This is a genomic window from Companilactobacillus kedongensis (assembly GCF_003946625.1).
Lineage (GTDB): Bacteria > Bacillota > Bacilli > Lactobacillales > Lactobacillaceae > Companilactobacillus > Companilactobacillus kedongensis.
The window spans coordinates 293358-308044 of record NZ_RHOR01000001.1 but is presented as its reverse complement, the minus strand read 5'-3'; the positions used below and the strand labels follow the sequence as shown (position 1 = coordinate 308044).

The 14687-nt window shown below is 34.0% G+C and carries 23 protein-coding genes; all 23 read right to left on the bottom strand.

Features of this window, described 5'->3' with window-relative positions; genetic code table 11:
• Positions 1–110: 110 nt before the first annotated feature.
• Positions 111–1253 carry a phage major capsid protein gene (locus EKM60_RS01540; RefSeq protein ID WP_125711762.1) on the bottom strand — a complete coding sequence of 381 codons (1143 nt, stop codon included), beginning with the start codon at positions 1251–1253 and terminating at the stop codon, positions 111–113.
• Positions 1253–1990, bottom strand: coding sequence for a head maturation protease, ClpP-related (locus tag EKM60_RS01535; protein ID WP_225426975.1), 738 nt, complete (start codon positions 1988–1990; stop codon positions 1253–1255). The genes EKM60_RS01540 and EKM60_RS01535 overlap by 1 nt, the downstream gene beginning before the upstream one ends.
• Entirely contained in the window at positions 1941–3197 is a 1257-nt protein-coding gene (locus EKM60_RS01530; protein WP_125711761.1) for a phage portal protein, read from the bottom strand. The genes EKM60_RS01535 and EKM60_RS01530 overlap by 50 nt, the downstream gene beginning before the upstream one ends.
• A 26-nt stretch (positions 3198–3223) precedes the next feature.
• Complete coding sequence (locus EKM60_RS01525; protein ID WP_225426974.1) at positions 3224–4993, bottom strand: terminase large subunit; 1770 nt, start codon at positions 4991–4993, stop codon at positions 3224–3226.
• Complete coding sequence (locus EKM60_RS01520; protein ID WP_125711759.1) at positions 4977–5432, bottom strand: phage terminase small subunit P27 family; 456 nt, start codon at positions 5430–5432, stop codon at positions 4977–4979. The genes EKM60_RS01525 and EKM60_RS01520 overlap by 17 nt, the downstream gene beginning before the upstream one ends.
• A gap of 169 nt (positions 5433–5601) precedes the next feature.
• Positions 5602–5991, bottom strand: coding sequence for an HNH endonuclease (locus EKM60_RS01515; RefSeq protein ID WP_225426973.1), 390 nt, complete (start codon positions 5989–5991; stop codon positions 5602–5604).
• Positions 5930–6169: a hypothetical protein gene (locus tag EKM60_RS01510; protein ID WP_125711758.1), complete on the bottom strand. Its 240-nt coding sequence runs from the start codon at positions 6167–6169 to the stop codon at positions 5930–5932. Before EKM60_RS01510 ends, EKM60_RS01515 begins: the two co-directional genes overlap by 62 nt.
• Entirely contained in the window at positions 6169–6450 is a 282-nt protein-coding gene (locus EKM60_RS01505) for a hypothetical protein (protein WP_125711757.1), read from the bottom strand. Before EKM60_RS01505 ends, EKM60_RS01510 begins: the two co-directional genes overlap by 1 nt.
• A gap of 239 nt (positions 6451–6689) precedes the next feature.
• Positions 6690–7193, bottom strand: coding sequence for a hypothetical protein (locus EKM60_RS01500; protein WP_125711756.1), 504 nt, complete (start codon positions 7191–7193; stop codon positions 6690–6692).
• Between the two features lie 99 nt (positions 7194–7292).
• A complete protein-coding gene (locus EKM60_RS01495; protein ID WP_125711755.1) occupies positions 7293–8546 on the bottom strand; it encodes a site-specific integrase in 1254 nt (417 codons plus the stop codon).
• 5 nt (positions 8547–8551) lie between these two features.
• Positions 8552–8773 (bottom strand): hypothetical protein, encoded by a 222-nt coding sequence (locus EKM60_RS01490; protein WP_125711754.1) that lies wholly within the window; start codon positions 8771–8773, stop codon positions 8552–8554.
• Positions 8774–8784: 11 nt separating this feature from the next.
• Entirely contained in the window at positions 8785–8985 is a 201-nt protein-coding gene (locus tag EKM60_RS01485; protein ID WP_125711753.1) for a hypothetical protein, read from the bottom strand.
• Entirely contained in the window at positions 8975–9283 is a 309-nt protein-coding gene (locus tag EKM60_RS01480) for a hypothetical protein (RefSeq protein ID WP_125711752.1), read from the bottom strand. The genes EKM60_RS01485 and EKM60_RS01480 overlap by 11 nt, the downstream gene beginning before the upstream one ends.
• 16 nt (positions 9284–9299) lie before the next feature.
• Complete coding sequence (gene ssb, locus EKM60_RS01475) at positions 9300–9764, bottom strand: single-stranded DNA-binding protein (protein WP_125711751.1); 465 nt, start codon at positions 9762–9764, stop codon at positions 9300–9302.
• Positions 9765–10808: a phage antirepressor KilAC domain-containing protein gene (locus tag EKM60_RS01470; protein WP_125711750.1), complete on the bottom strand. Its 1044-nt coding sequence runs from the start codon at positions 10806–10808 to the stop codon at positions 9765–9767. It lies immediately after the preceding gene.
• A complete protein-coding gene (locus EKM60_RS01465) occupies positions 10771–11097 on the bottom strand; it encodes a hypothetical protein (RefSeq protein ID WP_125711749.1) in 327 nt (108 codons plus the stop codon). The genes EKM60_RS01470 and EKM60_RS01465 overlap by 38 nt, the downstream gene beginning before the upstream one ends.
• An 11-nt stretch (positions 11098–11108) precedes the next feature.
• Positions 11109–11870: an ATP-binding protein gene (locus EKM60_RS01460; RefSeq protein WP_125711748.1), complete on the bottom strand. Its 762-nt coding sequence runs from the start codon at positions 11868–11870 to the stop codon at positions 11109–11111.
• A gap of 9 nt (positions 11871–11879) precedes the next feature.
• Entirely contained in the window at positions 11880–12662 is a 783-nt protein-coding gene (locus EKM60_RS11145; protein ID WP_191988832.1) for a helix-turn-helix domain-containing protein, read from the bottom strand.
• An 11-nt stretch (positions 12663–12673) separates the two neighbouring features.
• Positions 12674–13216: a recombinase RecT gene (locus tag EKM60_RS01450; RefSeq protein ID WP_191988830.1), complete on the bottom strand. Its 543-nt coding sequence runs from the start codon at positions 13214–13216 to the stop codon at positions 12674–12676.
• A gap of 2 nt (positions 13217–13218) precedes the next feature.
• Positions 13219–13353, bottom strand: a complete 135-nt coding sequence (locus tag EKM60_RS11255; protein ID WP_263853078.1) for a hypothetical protein — start codon at positions 13351–13353, stop codon at positions 13219–13221.
• Between the two features lie 167 nt (positions 13354–13520).
• Positions 13521–13817, bottom strand: coding sequence for a hypothetical protein (locus EKM60_RS01445; RefSeq protein WP_125711746.1), 297 nt, complete (start codon positions 13815–13817; stop codon positions 13521–13523).
• Entirely contained in the window at positions 13818–14147 is a 330-nt protein-coding gene (locus EKM60_RS01440) for a DUF771 domain-containing protein (RefSeq protein WP_125711745.1), read from the bottom strand.
• A gap of 5 nt (positions 14148–14152) precedes the next feature.
• Entirely contained in the window at positions 14153–14635 is a 483-nt protein-coding gene (locus tag EKM60_RS01435; protein ID WP_125711744.1) for a hypothetical protein, read from the bottom strand.
• Positions 14636–14687 lie beyond the last annotated feature (52 nt).

The following is a 14687-nucleotide window of genomic DNA, read 5'->3' as shown; positions in this document are numbered from 1 at the left end:
AATACTATGTGACTTTAACCAAGATGTAATTTCAGCCACCGTTTGAGATGATGTTGGTTTTATATCTCCATTGGGATCAAATGTATCATCCCCATCTGTTGATGGGGTATTTATTTTCCCGCTGTCACATTAGCCAAACGGAATGCTGATGACAATAGAATTTGATGATCAAACCATGCTGTAAGTTGGAAATAGTTAATACCTTTTTCGTAATCCTTCCATTGTTCATATAATGTTTGAGAAATTTCGTAATTCAATTGGGCATATGAGAAATTACCAACTACTGGTTTAGTTGCAAGTTCACTAAATCTAACCGGATATCCAAGAATCTCTTCAGGTTTCTTTCCAAATAGATCACTGCTACTATTTGATAATTCTTTAATCATTCCCAAGTAGTTAGGACGTGTCATATATATCTTTACTCCATTTTGGAATCCATCAGCAATATCAGCAACAGCACTAGTAATTGCATCAAATAAATCCTTACCATCAACTGATTTAATGTTATTTTCGGTTGAGTAGAAGCTCATATGTTCTTCACCAGGATTTGGTGTTTTAGAAAAGGCAACGCGCTTCTCTTTAACTGCTAGTCCAGATTGCAATGCAGCATTAGTATATGAAACTAATCCTGTATCAGTTCCTAAAAGAATTGCTTCTGTAATTGCAGCCTTAATTTTTGTCTTATTTCTTCCAAATGTAACTGAATCACCTTTTAATGCTAATTCCTTAGCAACTTCTTGATCCTTTACGAATCCATCATCATCAATTTTGAATCGTACACGAGGCAGAATTAAATTTGTGATTGCTGAAACAGTTTCATCTTGTCTTAATGGATTATCATCTAATGGTTCTGTAATAATTTGATTAGAGACTGTAACAGGTAAAAATGATTGTCCTCCTGTTTGTTCAGAATTATCATCCCCAAGAACTTGGAAGATTTCTTCTGATGGGGCTTCATTGTGCATAACGGAACGGATTAATTGTGCATAAGCATGAGTCTTCTTTTTCTTTGGATCTGAAGCTTCTTTGAAATCTTTGCTTTTACTTAATTCAATTTTTTCTTTTTTATCAATTTGATTCTTTAACAAGTTATAACGTTTTTCTAGGCCATCTGCCTTTTCACTAAGTTCATCTAAACTTGTATCTGGAAAAGATGGATTTCCTGCCTTCGTTGAAATTTCATCATTAACTTGTTGTAATTCTTTTCCTACTTGTGAAAGATTATCTTTCATTTGATATAAAGTAACTGGCATTAAACTAGTCCTCCTAATGTTTCTTTTATTTTTTTATTTTGAAATTTGGCTTTTTCAATCATTTTTAATCGTTCATCGGAAATAGTATCTTTTTTTTCTTGAGAAATTTGAGATGGCAAATGTTGAAACATGCTCTTGAATTTGTCAGGGACAATACAAGCTACCGCTTGATTTGCTTCAAGAACTTCATCTGCTAATCCATAATCAACTGCTTCATCAGCGGACAACCATGTTTCATCATCCATCAACGTACGTAATTCATCTTCACTAATTTTTCCATCTGACTTTGAAAGATAAGTTTTAACTGATTGCTCACCAACTCGATCAAGATCATCTGCTTGTTTTCTAAGTTCTTTAGCATTTCCCATGCACATTGTCCAAGGATTATGAATCATTAACATTGAATTTTGAGGCATAAAAATAGTGTCACCACTCATAGCAATGACACTTGCAATTGATGCAGCTAACCCATCAACGTACACGTTAACGTTAGCTTTATTCTGTTTTAATTGATTATAAATTGAAATTCCCTCAAATACAGAGCCACCTGGTGAATTGATGTGAAGATTAATAGTCTTAACATCACCAAGCTCCTTTAGATCATCTCTAAATGATGCTCCTGTGGTATCAGAATCATCCCATTTATAACTGACAATCTCACCATCAATATTTATATCAGCACTGTCATTACTTGTCTGGTTCATTTCCCAAAACTTCTTTGGTGTCTTCTGTGGCATTCTTTGTCACCCCCTTTCGTTGAGTCGGATCCATATCAATTGGATAAAGATCACCTGAAACAAATAATTTATCAGCAAACTTATCTTGAGATTCTGGTAAATCTTCCAAATCTAAGATGTCGTTTGTTGTATAAATACCATTACGACGCATAATTTGATAAAAGTTAGCTCTTGATTGCATATCACCACGCAATAATGAATTCATGTTGAATTTAAAATAACTTCCATTAAGTAAATCTTTGTTTATTAAAAGTTTCTTCTCAAATTCTTGCTCATACTGTCTAACAATTGGGGTCAATGTCATTTGAACAAATTGCGTCATTAATTGTTCGTTTGAACTAAATGTTCCACCAGTACTTGCATTTAAAAACTGAAGTGGAACATTAAAAGCGTTGGCAATACGTTTATCCGTAATATCATCTTCATTTTTAAGATCAGCAGATACAAAATTACGATCAATAGATGTTATATCAACACCTGGTTCCCGAAACAGAACGCCTGAATTTGATTCATAATATTTTTTGAACATATCAATAATTTTTTCTTGTTTTTCACTTGAAACATTCGAGTCATATTTCAATATAAAACTGTCTTTTCGACTCATTTCCCCAAGTGAAAACTCTTTAACAGCATTGTCAAAATCTAATGCTCCTTTTAATACATCTAATGGTGAAATACCAGAATATCTTGAGGCTCCAGTTATATGTTTAACATGGATAATATCTTGATTAAAAACATAAGTATCAATATTAAATAATGCAGATGTCACATGATACCAAAGTGAATTATCATCCCTATTAATTACTGGTTCTACATCTTGTGGATTAATAGGTATTAAACTTTGTGGAAGATTATAAATGTCTCTTTCAATAACTGCATAGCCATTGCCATAAGTATTTCTATCGGTTTCAAGCCTATTAATAAAGTCGTATGCAGTCATGTTTTCATTTGGCCTATGTTTAATAAGATTACTTACGTCATCATTAACATCTTGTCTGTTTTTTAATTCTTTAACGGGTAAAGATGCCAATGTATTTGACAATCTAGTAATAACGCTAAAAATAGTTTCGTTATTTTCTAAAACATGTTGTTTTGAACCGTTGAAACTTTTACCAAACCAATCTGAAAAGTTAAATGACTTTCCAGACCATGATTTTTTACTCGAACTAAAACCAAATAGTTGCTTGAACCTACTCATTAGGCCCATTCAATCACCTCCTTTACTAATTGAAATTAATCAAATGACAAGAATTTAATATCACTACCTTGTTTGCTTATCAATTTGTCAACAACATCAACATGAGCATCAAGTAAAGCCGCAAAACCATCAATTTTACGTGACATGGTTTGCTTCTGTGGCATCCAGTTATCATTACGATCCTTAATAAGCTTGATATTATTCAAATACCATCTAAATAAACGTGACTGGTTATATATTACTTTTCCACTTAATAACAACTCTTTAATATTTTGCATCGGTCCACCAAGTGTCATAAATCCTTGTCTAACTTCTTCTGTAGTAAATCCATAATCTGTAAGGGCCTTATTAAGAAATAATGCCTTAGCCCGATCATACATAATTTTTGTTATCTGATATTTCTTACTCATTTCAATAAACCAATTTAAAACATATTCATACTTCACATAATCACCGGGTATGATTTCTATATCACCGGCCTTTTCCCATATCTTAATACGTTCTGGATTCTTATCTCTTAAATATCTGGACTTAGGAATAAAACTCTTTTCAAGAACAAAAATACTTCCATCATCCAGAGGAAATTCTAAACAGGCAGCAGTAAAATCCTCTGTTTCAGAGAGATCATATCCACCTGTACATTCTCTTCCTTCTAACAATTTAAGATTAAGAATTTTATTGTTTTTCATAATTGTATCTGTTGTTACAAAACTAAGTTCATCCGTTTCACTAAAGATATTAAATTGTTTAGTAACCCAATCGGCTAATTCAGATGGATTCTTACGATCCTTTTTATAGTCAGTAACCATATCAACCATTTCCATTAGACAGATATTAGGGTTGGCCTTAACCCACATCTCTGGATCATTAGATTCTTTAGCATCATCTAGTTTTGCTAAATAATAGAACGTTCTCTCATCAATGTGATCATCATAATTCTTTAAACAATCCTGACCATTATCGACAAAATCCATCAAAGGACCATCTAAAACAGTCCCCGCTGTTGAAATGTACATAATTAATGGCTGTTTACGTGTACCACGTGATCGTTTCATAACGTTTATTAGTGTGTAATCTTTATATTCATGAATTTCATCAAAAACAGCAAAATGTAAATTCTCACCATCTTTATTATTTTTTTCGGCTGACATTGGGACAATCGTACATTTATGTTTTGGAAAACGAATTTCATTACGATTAGCAACAAACCTTTTGGTTAAAAAAGGTGATGCCTCAATCATTGCTTTAGACTCATCAAACAATTTATGTGCCTGGCTTTGGGCATTTGCAAGAAAGTAAACATTAGCACCACGTTCACCATCAAATCCGGCCATATAATCTGCCAATCCTGATTCAAGAGTAGTTTTACCATTTTTACGACCGACAAATACAATGCCTTCACGAAATCTACGATAACCTGTATCTCTATGAACCCAACCGAACAAAGAGCCAACCACAAAATGTTGCCATGGTTGAAGTACCAATTGTTTGAAATCACCCTTAGACGGTTTACATTTTGATTCAATAAATCTTATTGGTCTCCAGGCTTTTTCTTCATCAAATACCCATGGGAAATCATCTGTCCCTTGTCTCTCTAAATCCTTTAAATGTCGTTCACAGGCAGCAATGATTTCTTTACTTGCGGGAATATCACCTTCAACAACCATATTTGCATAATAATTAGTTAACAATATGGGACTAGGATCCTTTAAATAAGCCCAACCTTTTCTTTGTTCACGATATTCTTCCCACCAATTGGTTAGCTGTGTATATGAGTAATCTAGAATATTATTCAAAGTCTTCATCTTCATCCTCACCACTATCCATATTGATTGCTAAAGAAGCACGCGATCCCGGTGTTAATCCAAGTTCATTTGCTAGTTTATCTAATAACTGAGCAGCATTTCTTTTTTCACGAATGAACGGATTGACTCGTCCTTTCATCATTACGCCTTTTTGCTTAATTTTTCGTGAATATGAACGATAATCAGCCAATGTATCACAATATAAAGCCAATGTATTTACATCCCCATTTGTTAGTAATTTAGTGGGTTCCATCATTGAAACTATTCTATTGAATTCTTTTGCACCTGTTGCAGTTAACCAAGTCGGTGGATTTAAATCATCATTTGGTAATGATAGTTTTTCTTCATTATTCTTTCTCTTATACAGTTCTTTTTTTGATTTATTATTGGGGTTGCCCTCATAAATATGAATCAATGCACTTTTTGCATTCTGTGGCATAATATTCTCCTTTCCCACTCACACAAAAAGCCGTTAATTACTATCATTAATAGCATTCAACGGCCTTGCACGTGTGTTATTTTTTTGTTGAAAAACGAATTTATCGTAAAAAAGGGACTACACCGTTGTTTCAAAATGAATCAAAAAAATTTTCAACCCAGGGGGGCTATCAAAATATTTTTTCATCATCTTTGTTTGAAGAAAATTTAAAAATGTCATTTCTCTTTTTTATTTGTTTTTCTCTTTTATAGTATTTCTTATTACTTGATGCTTTTTCAGGATGTTCTTGATTATGATGCTCCAAACATATTACTTCTAAATTATTCTGATCGAGTCTTTTTGACCAGTCATCTCTTAAAGGAATGATATGGTGGACTGTATTAGCTACTGTTGTCTTGCCTTCACGTAAACAATCTTGACACAAGTAATGTTGACGCACGAGTGTCTCCTGTCTTGCATCGTGCCATGCCTTAGTGTGGTAGAACCTTACATACTTATCAGTCTGTCCAAACAATGTTAGCATCCCAATTGATTCGAGAACCATCTGCTGGACTGACATGCTTATATTCTCTTACTCTCAATGCATTCTCTAATGCTGACTTACTAACCGTGATGGTAGATCTAATGAACTTACCATCACTTGCCTCATCCCTGTCGGTTGTGAAAGGTATGCCATCAAGTCCTTGCATTGCCATATCATATTCATCTTCAGACATAATAACTACTCTATCTGCCATTAGTCATCACCCCATTCATCGGGATGTTCTAAGTCATAGATAACACCAGTGTGTACCTTGACTGCATCACCATACTGATCACTAATCCTATTGAAGTTATCTCTGTTCTCCTTTAAACCAATACCTTCCATATACTTAATAATCAAACGATACATAACATTAGTTATCCCCATCTCTAATTCATTTAGACTAACGTCATTACCAACTGTTACATTGAATGTTCGTTGTTCTTTAGCACCACTCTCAGTAATATGAAGTATTACTTTATTATTTTGTTTCATCATTAAACCTCCAAAATAAAAAGACCACATATAATATGTGATCTAATTGCTACAACTTTGAAAGTTGAATTCAAAATTGTATAAAGATTCTATTATAAATGCAAAAAAGATGAGCCTTAATCACTCATCTCAAAATCCTAAAGAGGAAGATTTATCTATAGAAGTTTCTCTTTTGAAAATTTCTACACTATCATAGTAATACTTTGAACATGGAATGTTATGGCAGGTTTTTGGCAGATTTATGGCCGAATAGAAATATCATTTAAAGAATCTGCTCCGAAAATCATTACAGCAATATCATTAATAGCCGATTTCTCATACTTATGAACCGTACTTGGATCTAAATTATGCTTATTAGCTAACTGTATATAAGTCATTCTGTTATCTGACAAATATAAATTATAGATAATATCGTATTTCCTACGTTGCTTATCATCCCCTTGAGAGCAAATGTCCTTATATCGTTTTAGAATTATATTAACAAACTCCATAAGCTCCTTAGATCTAGCCCTATAACCGAGTAATGAATATAAACTTAACTGATTTTTTGATAATGGTGTTTCACTTTCGATTTTTGGCAGATCAACATCTAAATGATTTTCAAGTAATGGGTATTTAGAAAGTAATTCCTTAACATTTCGTAATTTCTTTTGTGAGGTTAATTTTTTTATTTTTTTATCCCCACTAATTAATCCATTTACAATTTTGGCTATTGTTTCATCAGTTAAGTTAATTGGTTCCAAAATAGTTCCTTCTCTCTAAAATATTATTTATTCAATTGACCTATCATTTTTTATCATCCAATGACTCTGCCTTGACACTCGATCTATATTCTTTAAATATCATCCCAATAACCCTTTAATCCTATCTTCAGCCATACGTTCCTTCTCTTCTAAAATATGACCATAAACTCTAAACAACATTTCTGTACTACTGTGTCCCAATTGCTTCGCCACTATTTGTGCTGGTACGTCCTGATATAAAAGATAAGACGCATAACTATGTCTCAACTTGTGCATTGTTAATAATGGTAAACCTAATTTTTTCTCTACTTTATTTAGGAACTCATTTATAACCGAATCATGAATTCTAGTATTTTCGTTTAACAATGGTCTATTTGAATCATTAGGAATATCATTTTTATTTTTAAATTTGTTATATCTTATTAATAAATTGTATAAGGTATCATCAATCATTAAATTTCTAATTGAACCAAGGTTTTTTGTATTTCTAAACCCACCAGTTCTATGATAATTCCATGTTTTATTGATATTAATTCCTGCGTTCGTTACATCTGAAAATTTAAAACCTAATATTTCTCCAAATCTTGCTCCAGTATGAATTCCTACCGATATGATCATTAATTTTGTCTGGTCACTCATTGATAATTTCTTTACTGATCCGTCTTTTCCACCGTAAATTGGCTTTCCATCTAATAATTCGTCAAGTTTAAAATCAACATAAGATTTAAATTTATTAAATTGCGTTGCATTAAATGACTTGATTTTATTCTTCTTAGCAGCCTTTTGTTCAGGAGTCCACGTTTCCTCGACAGAATTAATTATTAATCCAGTTTTGGCATACCCCTGAATATAACCGTCATCAGTTGCATATTGCAGACTAGCACATACATGAATTTTAAAGTCCTTGACCGTAGTATATTGATGATTTTCTCCATAACCGTCTAATAGATATTGCATATTAGATCTATTATTTTCTAAATCAGTCAACAACCTAGTCGGAGCAATTTCTTTAATATTTTTTCCAGACATATAATACTTATCAAGTTGAAAAATTTCATCTGGCTGGCAACTGCCTATAATACAGAAATTGCTTAACATATTTTTATTGAGGTAACTACCATCATTATTTCTGATCAGTTGCACATAATATTTTTGCTCTGCAAACTTAGCCTTATCAGTATAGAAGTCTAAAATATCCTTAATAATTGAAATTCGCTCGTCTGTCTCAGCCTTATCATATTTTTCCCAAATTTGACCACATTCCGTGTCTGGCACAACACCAGTTATGATATGTAAAAAGTCATTAATACCTATTTCTTTAACGTTCTTTAGTTCCTTTTGTTCATCCTCCAAATAATTTAATTGCTTTCTGTACGTCTCGTTCCGGCTCCGTGCTTATTCCTTCTAGCATTCAACCGCTGCCACTCAGCGTCTTCTCTATATAATTTTTTACCGATCCTATTATTTTGACGCTGAAGATTGCTGATATAGTTAAGCTCTTTATTCATAGCCTTCGCTATTTCAGTCAATTTGTAATTATTTTCTCGCATTTGATAAACCGCTAAATTATCATCATTCATGGTTGAACCTCCTAGAATGGTGTAATAATTTTCCAAATGATGTCATTCTTTTCACCAGAAGTTAGATGTCGTTTCGCTTCTTTAAAATCAGGCTTCCACTCATATATTTTTGCTTGATTAGAATTTATATATGAGATAGTTGCTTCAATATCCCTGTTGTGTTCTTCAAAAATTGATTCAATGAAATTTGAATATATTTCTTTATAATTCATTTTTTACCTCCCTACCCATTTTCCACTTAACATCACTAAAAATTCCTAATTTAATGTCACGTGCTAATGCTGTTGGGCTAATTTCAAATATCTTGTAGATGTCTTTCTTTTGCATTTGTTCATCTAGTGCTTTTTGGATTTCTTGAATATTTCTGTCCGATAATTTTCTTCTCTTCTCGTCTGGATGTGTTATATACCACTCATGTAATTTTTTCAATCTTAAATCATCTTCAGTCCAATCATTAGAGTTCATTCCATAATCGTTTTCGATTGATTGAACGGTCGAAATTATATCCATATTTTTACCTCCTTTATCAAAATGGCAATGAATCATCTGATATATCCATTGGTTCACTATTGCCAGCAAATGGATCGCTCATATTAGTGTTTGAATTGTTAGATTGATTATGGCTAGGTGCTTGATTTGTATTATCATGAGTGTTATCGCTTGAATTATCATTTCTACTTTCAAGCAACGAGAAATTATCCACGACAACTTCCGTTACATAAACCCTGTTACCCTGCTTATTCTCATAGTTACGTGTTTGAAGTCGTCCATCAATTCCAACAAGGGAACCCTTGCTTGTAAATTTAGCAAAGTTTTCTGCTGCGTTTCTCCAAATAACACAATTAACAAAGTCGGCTTCACGTTCACCTTGAGAATTAGTAAATTGTCTGTTTACAGCCAATGTAAAACTAGCAACTGCTGTACCACCTTGCGTATGTCTAATTTCTGGATCACGTGTTAGGCGTCCCACTAAAACAGTTCTATTAATCATTTATGCTTCCAACCTTTCATTTTCTGATAGGAATTTATTAACAAAATAATTTTGACCTTTGCCAGTAACTTTTGGTGTCTTAGTAACAACTGTCACTCCATCTCCATTAACATGAGAAGATTCTTTAATTTGAAACAATCCTAAATTCATTGATTTTTGAGTAGGAGAATTGTAGTCAGCACCCTTACGTTTGATTAAATAGCCATTATCTCTCATCCATTGGAACAGCCTTCTTGCACCAATATTGATACCATTGCCTTTTAGAATCTTTGCTAAGTCGCCTATAAGAATAGTTGTATGCGAAGTTGATACTGAATCCGCAAATATTGCCTTAGGTTTCATCTCCGTAATTTGAGCATCTTTCCATTTCAATTGTTCACCCGCTTGTAGTAGCAAGTCAGCAAGTGAATTCTTATTGTGAGTTATGTCGTATGCTTTCTGATCAGTCATGTAAGCCCCATACTTACGTATTGACGGTAGAACTTCTGATGTAACCCAATCTTGAAACTTTTCAGCTGTTGCGTTATTAGCTTTGATTGCTAATTTATAAAACTGTGGTTCGGTAATGAAATCACCCTTTAAAACATGAGCGCCACTTTTGGCGCTACCAAGATAAGTATTTAAGCGTGACCAGCGAACCTTAATATTTCCCTTAGATGTATCAACAATTCCCAATCCAATAGCTGCTTTTTCAGCATCGAATTCAATGTCACCGTTTTCTTTTGTTCTAACTGGTAATTTGATATCACCATGATTAGCACGTCTCTTATACTCCGCTTTGGATAATCCTTTTTGGATTCTTCTGTAAAAGCGTATGTGTGCAATGAGAGGAGCGCCTTTTTTAAAAAGCTGTTTGTTATGGTACTTATCCCAGTACAGCACTTTGATTCCATTTTTGTAAATCCGATATTTTTTGTCTGTATATCCCCACTTCTTGCCACCTTGTGAGCTAAAACGAGGACGTGAGGCTGGTACTGGTTCACCATCGATTATTAATTTCAGTTGATTAGTCAAGTTGCACGTCCAAAATGTGTGGGTTAGCATCAACAAGCTTTTTATCGATACGTCTTTGAATATGATTGATCAAGGAAGCAGCTAAAATGATGTCGTTGTTTAGTTGCATGTCACCTTGAAACAGCTCACACTCATCGTCTAAGGCTGTTAGATTCTCAAGGGTGCCATATAACTGCCCGTAAGCGGATTCAACTACATCACTGGCAACAATCAGTGTTTGGTTCAAGTTATCGACGCTATTACGTGAATAGCTTCGACTTGTGGGAAGCAAAAGCATTTTTAGCTCTGGAGTTAATTCAATATTTTTTTGTTTTAGCATTTTAATTTCTCCTAATTATTTCTCATATCGTTACCGCTAAACTTGATTGTGTTAGCGGCTTTTTTTGTCATTAAGCGACTAATAATTTTTGGATCGTATAATTGCTGTAGCTCACGTCCTGTATTGTTCGTAGTTATAATATTTGTTTTATTTTTTCGATAATCAGCAAACCTAAAAAGTATTCGCTGAGCATAGTTAGTTGCTTCGTTCGTTTCGGATCTTAGCGATGATTCACTGCCCAGATCGTCAATGACAAGCACGTCACAGTTCTTAACACACTCTTCAACCTTGTAGTTGTCTTGTTGTAAGAACTGATCTTTAAACGCCATTTGTGAGTTATTAACGAACATCGCAAAACTCAAGAAGTAGCATGATAATGTGGTATCTTGGCTATTCAAACCGTTCAAAATACTAACAGCCAACATAGATTTACCAAGTCCTGGCTCACCAGTAAAAAGAAAGTTACCTGTTTCACCGACATAGATCCTATTAGCAATATTCTTAGCCTGTTTAAGCTCGCTTGCTTGATTAGGTGTATCAGTCCTAAAATCTGCAAAATTGTATTGTAGGTCGCTGAAATCACTCACTAAAGAGCTTCTAAATATTCCCTCACGCTTAACTTGAATATTTTTTTTAGTGAATTCGATAGATCGTTGCTGTTCTCGTTTATCACGCTCAGAAATAACTTTTTTGAAGTCAATTCCTGAATAGTCAACACCGTGTTTTAAGGCTATTTCACGGGAAACTTTATCCAATCCAAACATTGATTCCATAGCTACCCCCTAGTACGGCAAGTCATAGAGTGGTTTTCTACCACCCTTGTTGCCATTAAAATTATTTGGTGCGTCTGCTTTATCTATCAACTTGCCAAACTGCTTTCTAAGTTTTGAAGCAGATAAGATATTGTTCTGCCAGAAACTGTCTTGTTGACACCATTCAATAATTCGTTTGATATCGTCGTAAGAACGTGCATCACGTTCGTGTATTAGTCTGATGTCATTAGCCCATTTCTGTGTATCAGGTGGGTTCTTGGAATCAGTCGGATAGATGCTAGAGTTACGTTCACGTATCTTAGTTAGCAAGCAATTTGCTAGTTTCAAATTAATGTCGTCAGGCTCGTAAACACGCTTTGCGGGTTTCGAGTCGTGACTATCTTTATTAGTTTTGTTTATGTTTCTGTCTTGTTTAATTAATGTGCTACTGTTATGTGTACTGTTATGTGTACTGTTATGTGTACTGTTATGTGTACTCCTATGTTCACTATTATGTGTACTATCTTCGTTATAAAGTACACATATCTTATAAGACGTGGCTTTGCGATTGCCATTACTCTCAAAATCGACTAGTCCAAGTTGTTTAAGAACATTCCTGTTCTTATTGATACCTGACCGGCTCAATCCCGAAAGTGTTTCAAGCGTTTGATTAGCAGCAGTAAACCATTCTATCCATGAACATTTATTGTTTATCTGCAAAAGCGCGTAATATAAAGCAATTTGTCCACTGGATAACTCGGTTTCAAACATTTGATAATCTCTAAACGCCTGTAACTGTTTTAGGTAATTCATAAAGTCACCTCCTAGTCTATTAAGTCATCCATGCTGACAATCTTTCCTAGTTTTGCGGTTGACTTACAATAATCACATTTACCACATCTTGTTGGCTCAACACGTCCAGCCTTAACATCCTCAATGTGATCTTGATACATGTCTATCTGTGTTTCAGCTTCTTCCATGCGATAATCTGGAATAAAGATAACCATCTTATCAGGAACCTTCTCCTTAGAAACCGAAATGGCATTTAATCGCTTGTATTGTCCAGAACGTTGAGCCAATTGGATATAACCTTTGTAACCCATTTGAGGTTGAGCTTTACCACTATATGGAACCAAATACATATATCCAAAGCTTTGATTAATCGGTAAATCTAAAGATGCTGCTACTAGTGCCGATGAAATAACACTTGTCTGATCAACGTTCTTTAAATCTTGATTACTATTAACAATATTCACGATTGAGGAAATGAATTGTGGTGCTCTCTTACCTAAAACATCATTGAATTTGCTCTTAATCGTATCTGATCTAACTAACTCTTTAACTGGTATTCTTGCTAAGTCCTTCATAATTAAAATCCCTCCGCTCTGTCTGCTTTAATATCGTCTTCCTTGGCTTTCTCTTCGTAATAAGAATCAGCCTTAATAACGCTGTCTTCATCAGATAGCCAACTATCAAAATTACCCATTTTAACAAAATCATCCATTTCAAAAACCTCTTAACGTGTTAAAATAAATGTATAAATATTTTGTAATACCTTGGACTCTCTATTTAGTGGATAGAGAGTCTTTTTTTATGACTTCAGGCGTGTATTGGGTATAGGTACCAATGCTACCTAAGTCATTTTTACTAAGTAGATTGTTCAATAAGCGCTTAACAAACTCGTTCAATACTTTCACTCCCTTTGTAAATAAATGTGTACTCGTAGCTAAGAACATTTCTATATACGTCTTTTTTCATTCGAACTTTAACAATTACATGATTTGCTTCACCTAGCGGTCTAAGGACCTCATCACTAAGTGGTTCCTCATAAATCTTTCTCATTTTAAATGTTCCTCGGCTGACCAATTCAGCGAATTGTCTAGAAATATCTTCTAATTTTTGTTGATCATTACCAGCTTTTTCAGCCTTAACGAGCATTGAATCAATGTAATCTGCTGTTATTTGCATCTATACTTCCTCCGATTTCATAAACTCTTTTTTGTGTGTTAAAACAAATTCTTTAAATTCGGGTGCTGAAAACTTCCAAGGGCTACCAGAACCAGTAGAATATCTAACACACCCGCCCTTATCCATATCTAGGATGTCACGGTATCTGTCTAGTTTCTTTACTAAAGTTGGGGCTGAACAACCAGCAATTTTACATGCCCAAGGAAGAAATTCGATACCCTCTTCAGCAGGCTTGCTGATCAAATCCTTCAGTTTATCTTTTCGTACCCAAGTCAGTACGTATCCATCTTTTTCCGGAATACCAAATGGTAAAGTCTCTGGTTCTTGCATTTATTTCACCCTCTTTCGCCTAATGCAACTTGTTTAAGTGATATATGGTATCTATGTGACATTGCTGCTGCACATGCCTGCATAATTGAACTTGTTCTTATCATCTTAAATATTCCAAACTTTATTACATTCTCATCAGGATTGCTTTTGCTTATTTCCTTAAGTGCATTTTCGATTGCACTATCACTATTCAAATCTTCAATCTGCGTACCTATCAGCAATGATGATGTTTCTTGGTTATACTCACTAGAAATATTTAACAAAACCGGCGGTAGATTGAATAAGTAGCAATTAACCGCCAATGAAAATCTTGTATCATCAATGGCATTAGATAGATTAACTAAATATTCATCTTTGATTGGAGTTCCTTTAAACCATTTACCAACAGTTGTTTTTGACGTTCCTGCTATTGCAGCCAAATCGGTATCATTGAAGTTTTGACGATTTTGCATGTTTAAAACTTCCTTAACAATGTTTATGTCGCCCATCAGTTATCACCTCCTTGATAACTCCGGTTTACAAAACTGACTTCATTTGTAA